The 15,958-nt window shown below is 66.5% G+C and carries 12 protein-coding genes; 6 read left to right on the forward strand and 6 right to left on the reverse strand.

The annotated features are described in order from the left end of the window. Positions 1-65 precede the first annotated feature (65 nt). From L284_RS46075 to ppdK, 5 genes are all read left to right on the forward strand, one after another. Positions 66-2,012 (forward strand): hybrid sensor histidine kinase/response regulator, encoded by a 1,947-nt coding sequence (locus tag L284_RS46075; protein WP_235054617.1) that lies wholly within the window; start codon positions 66-68, stop codon positions 2,010-2,012. A 97-nt stretch (positions 2,013-2,109) separates the two neighbouring features. Beyond that, positions 2,110-2,571, forward strand: a complete 462-nt coding sequence (locus L284_RS46080; RefSeq protein ID WP_021236225.1) for a pyridoxamine 5'-phosphate oxidase family protein — start codon at positions 2,110-2,112, stop codon at positions 2,569-2,571. Positions 2,572-2,614: 43 nt separating this feature from the next. After that, positions 2,615-3,178: a 3'-5' exonuclease gene (locus tag L284_RS46085; protein WP_021236226.1), complete on the forward strand. Its 564-nt coding sequence runs from the start codon at positions 2,615-2,617 to the stop codon at positions 3,176-3,178. A 218-nt stretch (positions 3,179-3,396) separates the two neighbouring features. Further along, positions 3,397-4,626 (forward strand): MFS transporter, encoded by a 1,230-nt coding sequence (locus L284_RS46090; protein ID WP_021236227.1) that lies wholly within the window; start codon positions 3,397-3,399, stop codon positions 4,624-4,626. 193 nt (positions 4,627-4,819) lie between these two features. Then, positions 4,820-7,498 (forward strand): pyruvate, phosphate dikinase, encoded by a 2,679-nt coding sequence (gene ppdK / locus L284_RS46095; RefSeq protein WP_021236228.1) that lies wholly within the window; start codon positions 4,820-4,822, stop codon positions 7,496-7,498. A 297-nt stretch (positions 7,499-7,795) separates the two neighbouring features. Here the strand turns inward: ppdK and L284_RS46100 are convergent, their stop codons facing one another. From L284_RS46100 to L284_RS46115, 4 genes are all read right to left on the reverse strand, one after another. Further along, the gene (locus L284_RS46100; protein ID WP_021236229.1) at positions 7,796-8,683 is read right to left on the reverse strand and encodes a LysR family transcriptional regulator; all 888 of its coding nucleotides are present in this window, start codon (positions 8,681-8,683) and stop codon (positions 7,796-7,798) included. A gap of 58 nt (positions 8,684-8,741) precedes the next feature. After that, complete coding sequence (locus L284_RS46105) at positions 8,742-10,451, reverse strand: glycoside hydrolase family 43 protein (RefSeq protein WP_021236230.1); 1,710 nt, start codon at positions 10,449-10,451, stop codon at positions 8,742-8,744. Between the two features lie 66 nt (positions 10,452-10,517). Then, a complete protein-coding gene (locus L284_RS46110; RefSeq protein ID WP_021236231.1) occupies positions 10,518-11,690 on the reverse strand; it encodes an amidohydrolase family protein in 1,173 nt (390 codons plus the stop codon). Then, positions 11,687-13,147, reverse strand: a complete 1,461-nt coding sequence (locus L284_RS46115) for an amidohydrolase family protein (protein ID WP_021236232.1) — start codon at positions 13,145-13,147, stop codon at positions 11,687-11,689. The genes L284_RS46110 and L284_RS46115 overlap by 4 nt, the downstream gene beginning before the upstream one ends. 92 nt (positions 13,148-13,239) lie before the next feature. Here L284_RS46115 and L284_RS46120 point away from each other — a divergent pair, with 92 nt between their 5' ends. Further along, a complete protein-coding gene (locus L284_RS46120) occupies positions 13,240-14,106 on the forward strand; it encodes a LysR substrate-binding domain-containing protein (protein WP_021236233.1) in 867 nt (288 codons plus the stop codon). A gap of 22 nt (positions 14,107-14,128) precedes the next feature. On the opposite strand, the gene L284_RS46125 is transcribed toward L284_RS46120, so the two are convergent. Further along, positions 14,129-15,454, reverse strand: coding sequence for an MFS transporter (locus tag L284_RS46125; RefSeq protein WP_021236234.1), 1,326 nt, complete (start codon positions 15,452-15,454; stop codon positions 14,129-14,131). A gap of 113 nt (positions 15,455-15,567) precedes the next feature. Further along, entirely contained in the window at positions 15,568-15,954 is a 387-nt protein-coding gene (locus tag L284_RS46130; protein ID WP_021236235.1) for a response regulator, read from the reverse strand. Positions 15,955-15,958 lie beyond the last annotated feature (4 nt).

Raw genomic sequence — 15,958 nt, forward strand, 5'->3', positions numbered from 1 at the left:
CGCCGGCTCAGGCCCCACTTCCTAACGCGGACCGCGCTGCCGGAAGCGCACTGAACGACAATCAATTGCGCGCCGTACTTGCCGCCGCCGGTGCCAGCGGATCGTGGGACTGGGACATCGCCGGCGACCGCCTGTTCGTCGATATAAGCTTCGCCGAGCTTTACGGATTGCCCGAAGCCGACCTGTCGCAGGGTTTTCCCACGGCCACCTTCTTCCGCGCGATCCATCCCGAGGACCGCGCGCGCATCCGCATCGCAGTAGCCGGCATGCTGGCGGGATCGTCGCTGTTCTCCAAGGAATTCCGCGTCTGCACGCCTGACGGCAAAGTGCTGTGGATGCACGGGCGCGGGCAAAGCCATCTCGATGCGGACGACGAACCGGTACGCTTTACCGGCCTGCTGGTCGACGTAACCGAGCGCAAGCGCACCGAGGAACGCCTTCGCATCGCGCAGAGCGCCGGCGGAGTCGGCACTTTCGAATATAGCGACGGCTTCGCGACGGTTTCAGTCTCCACGGAGTTCTGCTCGCTGCTGGGGCTTCATCCGGCCGACCGCCTGCCGGTGCGCACCATCAATGCGGTCGTCAGCGAAGGCTATCTTCCGTTGATCCCGGAAGGCGTCCAGGAAGCATTGCCGGATACGCTCTCCGGTGAGTTTCTCATCCGCCGGGGCGAGGACGGCGAGCTTCGCTGGATCGCCCGCCGGGGCGAAGTGCAGCGCGATGCGGAGGGCAGCGGCTATCGTCTGCTCGGCGTGATCTACGATGTCACGACGGCCAAGCGGCAGGAATCGGCGCTGCGCGAACTGGCCGAGACGCTGGAGCAGCGCGTCGCCGCCGAAGTCGCAGAGCGGCGCCATGCCGAGGAAGCGTTGCGACAGGCCCAGAAGATGGAAGCCGTGGGCCAGTTGACCGGAGGCATCGCCCACGATTTCAATAATCTCCTGACGATCATCATCGGCAGCATCGACATGGCAACGCGCCGGGTGGCGCCATCGGCCGATCCACGAGTACGGCGCTCGCTGGAACAGGCGATGAAGGGGGCCGAACGCGCCGCCGCGCTGACGCACCGCCTGCTGGCGTTCTCCCGCCGCCAGCCGCTGGACCCCAGGGCCGTGAACGTGCGCGATCTTTTGGAGGGCATGTCCGACCTGCTGTCCCGCACGATCGCGGAATCGATCGCCATCACCATCGAGGCGCGGGGAAGCGGGCAAGCCGTGTGGATGGTGGAAGCCGATCCGCACCAGCTGGAAAACGCCATCCTGAACCTTGCCGTCAATGCCCGCGATGCCATGCCCGGAGGCGGAACGCTCAGCATCTCGGCGCGCAACGCGACGTTCACAGGCGGCGAAGGCGACATGCCGGCGGGCGACTATGTGGCGATCGAGGTGGCGGACGACGGCATCGGCATGGACGAGGACACGCTCGCCAAGGTCTTCGATCCGTTCTTCACCACCAAGGACGTGGGCAAGGGCACCGGGCTTGGCCTGTCGATGGTCTATGGCTTTGCCAAGCAGTCTGGCGGCGGGATCGATATCGCATCGCAGCCGGGCGCGGGGACCCGCGTGGTCCTTCACCTGCCGCGTTGCCACGGCGGCCCTGCGGAAGATCACGCCTACCACCCGGCTGCGGCGGAACATGGCCGCCCGTCCGAGACGATCCTGGTCGTCGAGGACGACGACGACGTGCGCCGCTACGCCGTGAATGCGCTTTGCGACCTCGGCTACCGCGTGCTGGAGGCGCCTGACGGGCACGCCGCCATCGACTTGTTGCGCGGCGCCGAGAAGAAGGTCGATCTGCTGGTGACCGACGTGGTGATGCCGCGCATGTCGGGCAGCGAGCTGGCCCGGTACGCGCGCGAGGCGATGTCGGGGCTGGGCGTGCTCTACGTCTCGGGCTATCCCCACGATGCCATCATGCACGAGGGCAGGCTGGGCGAGGGGGTGGATCTTCTGTCCAAGCCCTTCACCATGCAGGCGCTGGCGGCAAAGGTCCGCGAACTGCTCGATCGGTGAAACCGCCGCTTGCCCGACGACAGGCGCGATTGGTCTCGGCGGCGGGAGCCTCAGCGGCCATCGCGTGTTGCTTCGGCAACCTCCAAGGAGAACAGCGATGACCAGCAAGACCCTTGCCGACCTGGCCGAGAAGATGAAAGACATCGATTTCACGATGCTTTCCACCCACGGTCCCGGCGGCACGATCGCCGCGCGGCCGATGAGCAACAACCGCGAAGTCGACTATGACGGCGATTCGTGGTTTTTCACCACCGAGGACACCTCGATGGTCTCCGAGATCGCCAGCGATCCGCGCGTGGGGCTGAGCTTCCAGGGCAAGGCGGGCATCCTGGGCATGCGCCCGTTCTTCATCGCAGTGGAGGGCAAGGCGGAACTCGTGCGCGACAAAGGCCAGTTCGCGGAGCACTGGACCAAGGATCTCGATCGCTGGTTCGAGCAGGGGGTGGATACCCCGGGGCTCGTGCTGATCCGCGTCGGTGCCGAACGCGCGCACTACTGGGACGGCGAGGACGAAGGCGAAGTGATCGTCGATCGCGGCTCCTATGTCGGCGGCCCCTGACGCTGCCGGGCCGTTCCCGCCCCCTACGGAGCGCTGAGCGGCCATGCGGGTTTTCCTCGATTTCGAAGCCTCCTCTCTCGCGAAGCGCAGCTATCCCATCGAGGTGGCCTGGGTCTTCGCGGACGGACGGGCCGAGAGCCACCTGATCCGTCCCCCACCGGAATGGACGGATTGGGACGAGGAGGCCGAAGCGATCCATGGCCTCGCCCGCACCCTGTTGGAGCAGGAGGGCGAGCCGCATGACCAGGTTGCGGCGCGGATGGTCGAGGAACTGTCCGGCCATGACCTCTTTGCCAGCGCGCCCTCGTGGGATGCCAAGTGGCTCAATGCGCTGCTGCGCACGGCCGGCTATCCCAAGCACCGCCTGCGCCTGCGCAAGACCTCCGAAATGATCGCGCAGGATGTCTCGGCCTTGCTGGGCGATGGCCTTGAACCGGAAGACCACCGGCAGGCGGTGGAGCGAATCCTGGCGGACATCGACAAGGCACGCCCGAAGGTTCCAGCCCATCGGGCGCTTCCCGACGCGCAAGCGGAGCGCGGCCGATGGCTTGCGGCACGGCAAGGCGCCGAAGCGTTGCTGGCGGGTTCTTCGTCGTCCCGGGCTTGACCCGGGACCGCCGGCCGAGCCGCGCCTTGCTCGCGAGCAGGCGCCTCAAGGATTGCCAGCGATCCCGGATCAAGTCCGGGACGATTGTCCTGCTCGCTCGCGACTGCCCGGCATTTGCCAACCCCGCATGTCCGGCTATCATGGGCTTCATGACGCCGGAAAATAACGCAAGGCGCGGAGATGCTCCGGGTCGTCGAAGTCCACTCTCCAGGCGATCCATGGCGATCGCGGCGTTCTCCACGGTGGTCGAGTGGTACGATTTCACGCTCTATCTCTACCTTGCGACGGTGCTGTCCCGGGTCTTCTTCGGCGGGGGCGCGGGTTCGCTTTCCGTTACGCTGGGGGGCTTCGCGGTCGCCTACCTGATGCGGCCGCTGGGCGCGGCGGTGTTCGGCCATGTAGGAGACCGGTTTGGACGGCGGCGCATGATGCTGCTGTCGATGGCACTGATGACCACGGCCATGCTCGCCACGGCCGCCATGCCGACTTACGCGCAGATCGGCGCCGCCTCGGGCTGGCTGCTGCTCCTGCTGCGCTGCGTGATGGCGTTCTCGGTGGGCGGCGAATATACCGGCGTCGTCGCCTACTTGCTGGAAGGCGCACACCGCCGGCGGCGCGGTCTGGTGACTTCATCCGCCGCGGCAGCGAGCGAGATCGGCGGGCTGCTGGCCGCAGCAGCGGCAGCGCTCACGGTCGCCGCCATGGCCCCGGCCGAGCTGGACGATTGGGGCTGGAGACTGCCGTTCCTCTTCGGTGCGCTGCTGGCGGGAGCCGTGCTGCTGGCCCGCGCGAGGCTGGAGGAATCGCCCGAGTTCGAGCGGCAGATCGCAGCCCGGACCGTGCCGGAGCGACCCTTGCGCCAGGTTCTGATGCGGCACCGCATGGCGATCGCTCGCGGCTTCGCCGTCTCCGCCTTGGGATCGATCACTTACTACGTGGGGATCACGTATGTTCCTGCTTTCGTGACGGAATCCGGCGTGATGGCGGAAGATGAAGCGCTGTGGCTTTCCACCGCCGCCGCCCTCATGGTCATCTTCGTGACCCCTTTCGTGGGGATCTTGTCCGACCGGATCGGCCGCCGTCCGGTGCTGCTCTGCGTGGGCGTCCTCTCCGTCCTGGTGCCGGCTGCGGCTTTCGCGGCCATGGGCGGCGGCTCCTATGGAGCGGCGCTGATCGGGGCCCTGCTGCTGGCTTCTCTCGGCGGTGCGGTCAGCGCCGTGGGCGCCGTGGCGACTGCCGAACAGTTTCCCGGCGAGGGGCGTCTCACGGGATTGGCCCTTGGCGCAACGGCGGCGACGGCGCTCTTCGGCGGCCTTGCCCCCTTCGCAGCGCAAATGCTTGTTCAGGCAACCGGAAGGCCCGCGGTCCCGGGCCTGATGATTGCCGCGGTGGCGCTCTGCGTTTTGCCGGTTTTCATGAAAATGCCGGAGACGAGACCGACGCAATAAGCCTCGTCCCGGCCTCGATCCGCGACGAGGCGTGAGTTCCAGAACATAATCTACAAGATTTCACAAAACGAGAAATCCGGCTTTGCCATTTATCGATGGTCGCAGCACGGATTCCACGTCATCTACGCCGTTGCATTGCAGCAAAGCGCCGAATCCCGGTACGGCGCCTGCGAGTAACGAGGGTATTCGATTCATGACGGCTTTGACTGAAACACGCTACGTCTATCGCTTCGGTGGCGGCGTCGACGATGGCGGCAAGGGCGACAAGAACCTGCTGGGCGGCAAGGGCGCCAACCTCGACGGCATGGCCGCGATCGGCCTGCCGGTTCCTCCGGGCTTTACCATCACCACCGAGATGTGCACCCGCTACTACAACGACGGCGGCGTCTATCCCGAAAGCGTGAAGGCCGAAGTGGCGCAGGGGATTGCGCATATCGAGCAGGTGACCGGCAAGACCTTCGGCAATATCGCCGATCCGCTGCTGGTATCGGTCCGTTCGGGCGCGCGCATCTCGATGCCGGGCATGATGGACACCGTGCTCAACCTCGGCCTCAACGACCAGACGGTCGAGGGCCTGGCCCAGACCTCGGGCGACGAGCGCTTTGCCTGGGACAGCTATCGCCGTTTCATCCAGATGTATTCCGATGTCGTGCTCGAACTCGATCACGGCGCCTTCGAGGAAGCACTGGACATCGCCAAGGAAGATCGCGGCTACGACCTCGATACGGAGATGACCGCCGCCGACTGGAAGGTCCTGGTCGCGGAATACAAAGCCATCGTGGAGAAGCTCTGGAACAAGCCGTTCCCGCAGGACGTGCACGACCAGCTCTGGGGTGCGATCGGCGCCGTGTTCGGTTCCTGGCAGTCGGACCGCGCCAAGGTCTACCGCCGCCTGAACTCCATTCCCGGCGAATGGGGCACGGCCGTCAACGTGCAGGCCATGGTCTTCGGCAACATGGGCGAGACTTCGGCCACCGGCGTCGCCTTCACCCGTGACCCCGCCACCGGCGAGAACGCCTATTACGGCGAATACCTCATCAATGCGCAGGGCGAGGACGTCGTCGCCGGCATCCGCACGCCGCAGTACCTGACCAAGGCCGCCCGCGAGCGCGCCGGGGCCAAGCCGCTGTCGATGGAAGAGGCGATGCCGGAGACGTACGCGGAACTCGCCAGCGTTTTCGAGATCCTCGAGAAGCACTACCGCGACATGCAGGACATCGAGTTCACGGTGCAGCAGGGCAAGCTCTGGATGCTCCAGACCCGTTCGGGCAAGCGTACCGCCAAGGCCGCGCTGAAGATCGCTGTCGACATGGCGCGCGAAGGCCTGATCAGCGAGGAGGAGGCCGTCGCCCGCGTCGATCCCGCCGCGCTCGACCAGCTGCTCCACCCCACGCTCGATCCCAAGGCGCCGCGCGACGTGCTCACCAAGGGCCTGCCCGCCTCGCCGGGCGCGGCTTCGGGCGCGATCGTGCTCGATGCCGACACGGCGGAAAAGCTGGCCGAGCAGGGCAAGGCGGTGATCCTCGTCCGCGTCGAAACCAGCCCTGAGGACATCCATGGCATGCACGCGGCGCGCGGCATTCTCACCGCACGCGGCGGCATGACCAGCCACGCCGCCGTGGTGGCGCGCGGCATGGGCCGCCCCTGCGTCTCCGGCGCCGGCAGCCTCCAGATCGACAACGTGGCGCGCACCATGCGCATCGATGGCCGCGTCTTGAAGGAAGGCGACACCGTCACCATCGACGGCGCCACCGGCGAAGTCATGGCCGGCGAAGTGGCCACCGTGCAGCCGGAACTCGCCGGTGACTTCGGCACGCTGATGGAATGGGCCGACAAGGTCCGCCGCCTCAAGGTCCGCGCCAATGCGGAAACGCCGCTGGATTGCCGCACCGCGCGCGAATTCGGCGCTGAGGGCGTGGGCCTGTGCCGCACCGAGCACATGTTCTTCGACGCGGCCCGCATCACCGCCGTGCGCGAGATGATCCTGGCCGAAGGCGAGGCCGAGCGCCGCACCGCGCTGGCCAAGCTGCTGCCCGAACAGCGTGACGACTTTGCGGAGATCTTCACGGTCATGGCCGGCCTGCCGGTGACGATCCGCCTGCTCGATCCGCCGTTGCACGAGTTCCTGCCGCACGGCGAGGGGGAGTTCGAGGAAGTGGCGCGCGCCGCCAACGTCAGCGTCGATACGCTCAAGCGCCGCGCCTCGGAACTGCACGAGGTCAACCCCATGCTCGGCCATCGCGGCTGCCGCCTCGGCGTGACCTACCCGGAAATCTACGAGATGCAGGCCCGTGCGATCTTCGAGGCGGCGCTTCTCGTCAAGGAGAACACCGGCGAAGCACCTATCCCCGAAGTGATGATCCCGCTGGTCGCCACGGCCAAGGAGCTGGACCTGATGAAGGCGATCGTCGACCGGGTCGCCGCCGAAGTCTTCAGCGAGCGCGGCGCTACCGTCGACTACCTCGTGGGCACCATGATCGAACTGCCGCGCGCTGCGCTCAAGGCGGGTGAGATCGCGCAGACCGGCGAGTTCTTCTCGTTCGGCACCAACGACCTTACCCAGACGACGATCGGCATCAGCCGCGACGATGCGGGCAAGTTCCTGACGCACTACGTGGACAAGGGCATCTTCGCCCGCGATCCTTTTGTCAGCCTCGATGTCGACGGCGTGGGCGAACTGATCGAACTGGCTGCCGAGCGCGGCCGCAAGACTCGCGCGGACATCAAGCTCGGCATCTGCGGCGAACATGGCGGCGATCCGGCCTCGATTGCGTTCTGCGAGAAGATCGGCCTCGATTACGTCTCGGCCTCGCCCTATCGCGTGCCGATCGCCCGCTTGGCGGCGGCGCAGGCCGCGTTGGCGGGCAAATAAATCGGCAGGCAAGTAAGAAGTACAACCGCGTCGGGGAGGAGGAGCGACCTGACCGGGAATGCGGATCGCGCGCGAGAGCGTGCGGTCCGCATTTGTTTCTAGGGACGGGGGCAGCGTGATGCGTATCGCCTGACCCGCTTTTCGTCCCTACTCTCCCCTTCGCTATGCTTGCAATGACGAGCGGGGGGTGAGACGGAGCGCCAGATTAAGGGGCAAGCTGGCTTCGAAACACGGGGGTGAACAGGGCGAGGTAATCTAGACGGGGTAGAGCGGCTGGGTTCGTCGCAAGCGCCCGCGCTAGCGACCGGCGGAACGCTCGACCAGGAAGTCGATCAGCAGACGGGCCGGACCGCTCAGGTTGGTGCCGTTGGCCGCCAGCAACATCTGGCGCTCGGCCCATGTCTCATCGAGTTCGACCAGTTTCAGGCCCATCGGCACGATGAAGTTCTTGGCCGCCTCCTTCGGCAGGACGCCGATGCCGAAGCCGGCCTGGATCATCCGGCAGACGGCGTCGTAACTGTCCACGGCGGCACGCAGGCGAAAGGTCCAGCCCTGCTCCTCGGCGGCGCGTGCGAGCAGGCGGGTATTGGCGGTATCATAGCCCATTTGCACGAATTCCTGCTCGGCGAGGTCCTGGAAACGGACGGAATGGGTGCCGAACAGCAAGTGCGGCGGGGCCACCACGGCCAGCCGGTCGCAGCGATATTTCCAGGTGTCGAGGCCGAGCGCGCCCGGTTCTTCCATGATCACGCCGACATGCGCCTCACCGGCGCGCAGGCGGCCGACGATCTCGGCCGAGTAGATTTCCTGGATGTTGAGGCGGATCTTGTCGTTGGCATGGCCGAACGCGGCAAGGTCGGCAGGCAGGAACTGGGTTATGGCCGAAGTGCAGGCCAGGATGTCGACGCTGCCCTTGAGCCCCTTGGCGTAGTCGGACAGGTCCGAGGCGGCGAACCCCACTTCGCGCATGATGCGAACGGCATGGGCGAGCAGCGCGTCTCCGGCCGCCGTGGGCGTGACGCCGCGTCCGTTGCGGACCAGCAACTGGACGCCGAGATCCTGCTCCATCTGGGTGAGGCGCCGGCTGATCGCGCCGATCGCCAGGTTCGCCTCGTCTGCGGCGCGGGAGAGGCTTCCCAGTTCGGCGACCCGGATGAAGAGTTGCAGGGTCGTCAGGTTGAGCATCGGGTGTCCCGTGGGTCGGCCATGTGCCGGCCTCTATAATCGGCAATGCCGCCGAGGGCTAGCGCGCCTCGCTGCGCCACGCATAAGGCCCGATCACGGTGCCGACGAAGCCGCCCGCCGCCTTGGTGCTGAGGAAACGGGCATCGACATTCTCCGCAAGCACATGTTCCTTGCCCTCTGCCGTATAGCCGAGGCGGATCCGCCCGCCTTGGGCATGGAGCGCCAGCGTGAACGTGCTACTGCCTCCGGATATGGGCTGGCTGGCGATCAGGCGCTCTGAAGCCTCTCCATCGCGAACCAGAGCAGCGATCCACGCCCGGCCGTCGCGGCGCAGCACGCCGAAGAACAGATAGGCCTTGTCCGACTGCACCGCTGCCAGCCCGGCGCGGTCGCCATCGGCCACGGGAAGGAAGCGGACATCCACCGAGATGCGCGCGTCGTGATGCTGCTGGCGCCGCCCCACGAAGGCCGGGGCCGAGGAGAGGTCGCCCAGCGCGGTCGTGCCTTGCAGGAGCAGTTCGCCGCGCTCCAGCCGGTAGACCGGCCGATGCGGTGTCCGCAGGCCGATCCACTCCATGCCGAGCCCGGTGCCGTCGAAGCTCTCGCGATAGGCATGATCGCCGGCGAGGGGCTTCGCGGCGGTCGCGGTCGCGGGGAGGTCGGGACGAGGCACGGTGAGCGGAATGGGCTGGTTTGCAGGAAGAATGCGCGGCCATCTATCCTGCCACGTAACCGGCAGCAGGAAGGTCTCCCGGCCGATGTTGTAATAGTCGCCCTCGTAAGGCCGCGTGGCGAGGAAGGTCGCCCACCACTGGCCGGTCTGCGTCTTGACGAGCTTGGCATGGCCGGCGGAAGTGACCGGATTTGGCCTCGCGGGATCGAGGCCGCGCTGGCTCAGGATGGGATTGCCGGCCCACGGCGTGAACGGTCCCCGCAAGGACCTGGCGCGGAACACCACTTCGCTGTGCCGGTCTCCGGTCCCGCCTTCTGCCGCGATGAGATAGTAGAAGCCCTCTCGCTTCAGCAGATGAGGGCCTTCGATCCAGACCGGCTTGCGCGCCAGATCGACGCCGCCGTTCACGATCTGCGTCGCTTCTCCCACCATCTTGCCGGCCCGCCAGTCGAACTCCTGGACCCAGATCGCCCGGTGTCCCTCGTAGAGCGGAGTGCCCGTGGGCGCGCGGTTGTTGACGATGAAGGCGCGCTCGCCTTCCCAGTAGATCGACGGATCGATGCCCTCGAAAGGCAGCCATGTCGGATCGGACCAAGGGCCTGCCACATCGCTTGCAGTCATGACGAAGTTGCCGCCGCAGTCGACGCAAGTGCCGACGAGATAGAACCTGCCGCGATGCCAGGAGATATCCGGGGCGAACATGCCGCGCGAGCTTCTCAGCCCGGCGAAATCGAACTGGTCGGGCCGGCCGATGGCATTGCCGATCTGGCGCCAGGTCACGAGGTCCGTCGAGGCGAAGATGGGCAGGCCCGGATAATGCGCGAAGGAGGAGTTGACGAGGTAATAGGTCTCGCCGACGCGGGTTATGGAAGGGTCGGGGTAGTAGCCGGGCAGGATCGGGTTGCGATACTCGCCGGGGCCGGACTGGACCTCTTCCTGGCTGCGGCCCTGATAGACGAAGTTATCGAAACGCGCAGGCCCCTCCGGCGATGCAGCCAACGCCGATGGAGCGTTCGCGCCTGCAGAGATGGTGACGCTGCCGGCGGCAAGCAGAGGGACGGCAAGCGCACAGGCGGCGCGGATGGCTTTCGGCATTGGTTCTCTCCCTTTGCCGCAGCCTATGACATCCCGCATGGTAACGCTACCATAAACGGGTGCGGATCAGTCCGGCAGTTTCAAGCCTATTCCGTGGCGGAAGACGAGCCGCTCTGCCGGCGGTGCTGCCACGGCGGCGGCTCCGCAGGAGGCGGGAAGCGCGACGAAGCTGGCTTGAGCGCCCTGTTCGAGACCCCGTCCTTCCAGCCCGAGAGCCTTTGCGGCTTCCGTGGTCGCCATGGTCAGCGCGACACCGAGATCCTCGTCGCTGTAGAAGCCGGAGCGATAGCCGATCAGCATGGCCCGCTGGAGCATGTCGCCGTTGCCGTAAGGCCACCAGGCATCGCGGATATTGTCGTTCCCGGCGAAGAGGCGAACGCCGTGTTCGCGCAGGCGCAGGATCGGCGGGAAGGCGCGATCTCCGGGGGCATTGGTCATGATCGCCACGCCCGCATCGGCGAGCGCGCGGGCAACCGCATCCAGCGCCGGTTCGTCCACATCGCCCAGCGCATAGGCATGGCTTACCGCGACCCGGCCGCCCAGACCCAGCGCCCGGGTACGCGCAGCGATGCGGTGCAATTGAGCGATGCCGGGAAGACCGGCCTCGTGCAAGTGGATATCGATCTTCGCGCCTCGCCGCTCGGCTATGCCGAACACGACGTCCAGATGATCTTCGGAATCGCCGTCCATGCTTTCCGGATCGATACCGCCGACCACTTCGGCGCCCTCGCGAATGGCCGCGTCGAGTATGTCGGCGGTGCCCGGGCAGGTCAGGATGCCCGCCTGCGGAAAGGCCACCAGTTCGATGTCCACGATGCCGCGCCATTTTTCGCGTGCGCTCATGACGGCGTGAAGATGCGAAAGTCCGGTAGTGGCATCGACGTCGACATGACTGCGCATCGCCACGGTACCGAGGCGGGCCGCCTGCGCGATCAGGGCGTCGGCCCGCTCGGCGGCGGGGCGCACGCCCGCAAGCAGGGCCTTCTCGACCGCCAGACGTCCGCGCAGGCTGGCAGCGGGACGATGCGGCTGCCAGGGTTCGCCGAGGAAGCTCTTGTCGAGGTGAATGTGGCCATCGACGAAGGCCGGTAGAACCAGCCGTCCGCCAAGGTCGATACGCGGCACCGCCTCATCGGCCACAATATCCGGTTCGATCGCCACGAACCTGCCGTCCGTCACCGCAAGATCCGTCGCCGTGCCGTCCGGCAGCAGGGCGTTGGTGAAGAGCCGCTCGATCATTGGGCGGCTCGAGCCGTGCCGGCGGCATTCCAGGCTGCGACTTTGCTTCTCGTTTCCGCCAGCATTCCGTCGAGTGCGGCGCGGTCGTAAAGCTTGCCGTTCATCACCACGGCCCGGATCGCGCGGGTCGCGGCGATGTCCTTGAGGGGGTTGCCGTCCAGCAGGACGAGATCGGCGGCTTTGCCGGGCTCGACCGCGCCGTAGCGGTCGAGTTGCCCGAACCAGGCCGGGCCAGCGCGCGTGGCGGCGGACAGCGCCTGAGCCGGCGTGAGACCTTTGCCGACGAAGAGGCTCAGTTCGTCATGCAGGCCGATGCCGGGATAGTTGAACGAGTTGAGGAATCCCGCATCGGTGCCGGCGATCACGGTAACTCCGGCTTTCTCCAGCAGCGGCAGCACGGCCGCCATGCGCTCGAAATGCGCGTGGCGAGCGGCGATCGCGGCAGCGTCGGCTTGGGCGGCGCGCTCGACCCGCCATTCGTAGGTCTTGCGCAATTTGGGGCCGATATAGGCGAGATAGGGATCGTCGGCGTGGTCGTCGGCATCCAGCCAGGCAATGATTCGGCTGCCGTTGAGCGTCGGGGTCACGAAGACGCCCTTTCGGGCGAAGTCGCGATAGGAGGCCATGGCGGTGGCCGTGTCGAAGCCGGTGTTCAGACGGCGGTTCGCCTCGGCGCGATCGATCCGGCCGGCCGCGAAATCGGCGGCGATGGCCGCCTCGTCCTTTACGCCCGCCTTGTAGGCGTAGTCGAGATGCTCGATGGAACTGATCCCGGCGTCCACCGCCTGGCCGACCGTCAGTGCCATGGGAATATGCCCGGAAGTCCTGAGGCCGCGCGCCTTCGCCTGCGACAGGGCGTAGAGGAACAACTGCGGCTCCAGCGTGCTGTCGGTGATCTTCACGAAATCGACCTTGTCGCGGTCCTGAAGACGGGTGAGAGCGCTGTCGACATCGGCCTTGCTGCCGACTTCGATCGTGCCCTTCCACACCGGCTTGATGCCTTCGATCTTGGCGCCGGAGGTCAGCAGCCGGGGCCCGAACAGCGATCCGCTCGCGATCTCGCCGCGCCAGGACAGCACCTGATCGGGAAGGTCGCCGGAGCAGTCGCGAATGGTGGTCACGCCGTGCGCGACGTAGAGCGGCAGGAGCGCCTTGTTCTCCTCGATCAGGTCGGGCCCGCCGCCGAAATGGACATGCATGTCCCACAGGCCGGGGATCAGGAAGCGCCCCTTGCCTTCGACGACGTCGCGCGCCTGCCATTCGCGGGCGATCTCACGATCCTTGCCGACGGCCACGACATCGCCGCCTCGCAGGACCACGGCCTGCTCCGCGACCGTGCGGGCATGCTCGACATCGATCACGGTGACGTGGCGGATCATCACGTCTGCCTGGCTGGCGGCGAGTGCGGGACTGGTCGTGACCATGAGAGCGGCGATCAACAGGGCAAGAAACTTCATCGGCAGGCTCCTTCCGCAGCAGTTTACGACAAGGGGCCGACCATGCACAAATTAGATGTCAACATAGTCGTCATTCGATATGGGAATGACCCATGCTTGATCCACGGCTTCTTCGCAGCTTTGTCGCCATAGCCGATTTCGGCCATTTCACCCGCGCCGCCGACCGGCTCGGCATGACGCAGTCGACGATCAGCCAGCACCTGGGGCGGCTGGAAGAGATCGCCGGGCATGCCCTGATAGATCGCGCCGCGCGCCCGGTGCGTGCGACGGTGATGGGAGAACGCCTGCTCGGGCACGCGCGCCGTATCCTGCAACTCGACGCGGAGGCTCAGGCTCTGCTGCGCGACCCGGCGGGCACGGCGGCGATCTCGATCGGGCTTCCAGAGGATCTCGCGACGCTCACCATGGCACACGGCCTGGCGCGCTTCGCTTCGGTGAGCAGCCGAACGCGATTGGACGTCGTGACCGGTCTCAGCCGTGACCTGGCGTCACGCTACCGCCAGGGCGAGTTCGATATCGTCGTGGTCAAGGAAGAGCAGGCGGCTGCGGATTGCCGCGCCAGCTTCCCAGAACCGCTGGGTTGGTTCGGCGCTGCCCGCGGCAAGGAGGGAGCCGGCAGGGACGGAAATGGCGAGGTGGAAAGGCGCGACCCGCTGCCGCTCGTGACGTTCCCGGCCGGTGGGCTCTATCGCGACACCATGTTCCGCGAACTCGAAGCCGCCGGTCGTCGATGGTACGTCGCCTTCTCCGGCAGCAGCCTGCAAAGCGTGCTGGCGGCAGTATCGGCAGGCATGGGCATCTCGCTCCTGCCATTGGCGGTCACCAGCGGGGCAGGGCTACAGCGGCTGGAGGGGCTGGGCGAGGCCGCGCCGATGGTGGTATCGCTTTATGCGCGCGAAGAACAGGCGCCGATCGGCGACCTTGTCGGCATGATTTCCGCCGTGCTGGAGAAGCGCTGACACGGATGGTCCATCACCCGCGTCAGTCCTCCAGGATCATGCTGTACTGCCGGGTGTCGCGCATACGGGCATAGACCACCAGCGAGATGGCGATCATCACCGAAACGTAGATGTAGAAGGCCTGCTCGATTCCCGCCTGCTTGAACCACAGGGCGACGAACTCCGCCGTGCCGCCGAACAGCGTATTGGCCAGCGCATAAGGCAGCGCCACGCCGAGCGCGCGGATATGGGCCGGGAACAGTTCCGCCTTCACCACCGCATTGATCGAGGTGTAGCCGGTTACGATCACCAGCCCCGCCATGACGAGCACACCGGCCAGCAAGGGGTCCCGCGTGGTCGCCAGAGCGGAGAAGATCGGGTAGGTGCAGAGCACGCCCAGCACACCGAAGCCGACCATCAGCGGTTTGCGGCCGACCCGATCCGACAGAGCTCCGGCGAGCGGCTGCAGCAGCATGAAGAGGAACAGCGTGACCGCATTGATTTCCGAAGCCGTTTCGCGGCTCAGACCGCTGGTGTTGACCAGGAACTTCTGCATGTAGATCGAATAGGCGTAGAAGGCGATGGTGCCCCCTGCCGTCAGCAGCATGACCGTCAGGGTCTCGCGCGGATGACGGCGGATGAGTTCGAGGAAGCCCGATTGCGGAGCGCCCTGCGCGCGGGCTTTTTCGAAGCTGTGGGTTTCGGCCATCCCTCGGCGCAGGCGGAAGACCAGTATCGCCAGGGCGCCGCCGATCACGAAAGGAATGCGCCAGCCCCAGGCGTCGAGCTGGGCTTCGGTCAGGACGGCCTGGAGCAGCAGCAGCACGCAGATCGCCACGAGCTGGCCGGCGATCAGGGTGACGTACTGGAAGCTCGAATAGAACCCGCGCCGCTCCCGGCCGGCCATTTCCGAAAGATAGGTGGCGCTGGCGCCGTACTCGCCGCCGATGGACAGCCCCTGCATCAGCCTCGCCAGGACCAGCAGCAGCGGCGCGCCGATGCCGATCGACTGGTACGAGGGCGTGACCGCGATCAGCAGCGATCCGGCGCACATAAGCGCCACCGAGAGCGTCAGCCCGCTCTTGCGGCCCTGGCGATCGGCGTAGATGCCCATGAGCCAGGCGCCGACGGGGCGCATCAGAAAGCCGACGGCGAAGATCGCCGCCGCGCTCAGGAGCTGGGCGGTGCGGTCTTCGTCCGGGAAGAAGTGTGGCGCGAAATAGAGGGTGAAAGCCGAATAGGCGTACCAGTCGTACCATTCCACGAGGTTGCCGGTGGAGCCGGCGACGATCGCTTTCAGGCGCTGGCGGCGATCGGGAGGGGAGAGTGGCCGAGAGATGCCCGGAGAGGATGGTGACACGGTCGACATCGGGAAGCGTCCCTCTTTCCTGGCGGTCTGGCCTCCGGAAAGGCGGGTGAGTGCGGAGGGTTATGGCAATCCGCCGGAAAGGTCCAGAGAGGGGCGGTTCGCAGTGGCGCCGATCAGGCCCCTGCCTGTTCCAGGGCCTGCTTCAAGGCCTTCAGCGCCTTTTCCAGCTGGGCGAAAGTATAAGGCTTGTTGAGCAGGAACGCCGGCGGGTGGGGCAGTTCCCAGTTGCCGCCGCCGCTGGCGATGGCGAAAGGCACGGCGCTCTCCCCAAGTTCGGCCAGGATCGGATCGGCGCGTTCGCCCGCCAGGTTCATGTCGATCACCGCCACGTCGAAGTGATCGCCGCGGGCCGCTTCCAGTGCAGAGGCCAGAGTGGCGTGAGGTCCCACGACCTGGCAGCCGAGGTCCTCCAGCATTTCCTCCAGCAGCATCGCCACCAGGATCTCGTCCTCGGCGACCAGGACGCGCAAACCCTGCACTTCGGATACTCCTTCGATCATGGCC

Origin of the sequence: Novosphingobium lindaniclasticum LE124 (assembly GCF_000445125.1) — a bacterium.
In the GTDB taxonomy this organism is placed as follows: Bacteria; Pseudomonadota; Alphaproteobacteria; order Sphingomonadales; family Sphingomonadaceae; genus Novosphingobium; species Novosphingobium lindaniclasticum.

Excerpts from the sequence above, each read along its gene's own strand:
- L284_RS46105 (WP_021236230.1), bottom strand. The coding sequence starts at position 10,451 with ATGCCGAAAGCCATCCGCGCCGCCTGTGCGCTTGCCGTCCCTCTGCTT.
- L284_RS46110 (WP_021236231.1), bottom strand. The coding sequence starts at position 11,690 with ATGATCGAGCGGCTCTTCACCAACGCCCTGCTGCCGGACGGCACGGCG.
- L284_RS46090 (WP_021236227.1), top strand. The coding sequence starts at position 3,397 with ATGGCGATCGCGGCGTTCTCCACGGTGGTCGAGTGGTACGATTTCACG.
- L284_RS46080 (WP_021236225.1), top strand. The coding sequence starts at position 2,110 with ATGACCAGCAAGACCCTTGCCGACCTGGCCGAGAAGATGAAAGACATC.
- L284_RS46085 (WP_021236226.1), top strand. The coding sequence starts at position 2,615 with ATGCGGGTTTTCCTCGATTTCGAAGCCTCCTCTCTCGCGAAGCGCAGC.
- L284_RS46125 (WP_021236234.1), bottom strand. The coding sequence starts at position 15,454 with ATGTCGACCGTGTCACCATCCTCTCCGGGCATCTCTCGGCCACTCTCC.
- ppdK (WP_021236228.1), top strand. The coding sequence starts at position 4,820 with ATGACGGCTTTGACTGAAACACGCTACGTCTATCGCTTCGGTGGCGGC.
- L284_RS46100 (WP_021236229.1), bottom strand. The coding sequence starts at position 8,683 with ATGCTCAACCTGACGACCCTGCAACTCTTCATCCGGGTCGCCGAACTG.
- L284_RS46130 (WP_021236235.1), bottom strand. The coding sequence starts at position 15,954 with ATGATCGAAGGAGTATCCGAAGTGCAGGGTTTGCGCGTCCTGGTCGCC.
- L284_RS46115 (WP_021236232.1), bottom strand. The coding sequence starts at position 13,147 with ATGAAGTTTCTTGCCCTGTTGATCGCCGCTCTCATGGTCACGACCAGT.
- L284_RS46120 (WP_021236233.1), top strand. The coding sequence starts at position 13,240 with ATGCTTGATCCACGGCTTCTTCGCAGCTTTGTCGCCATAGCCGATTTC.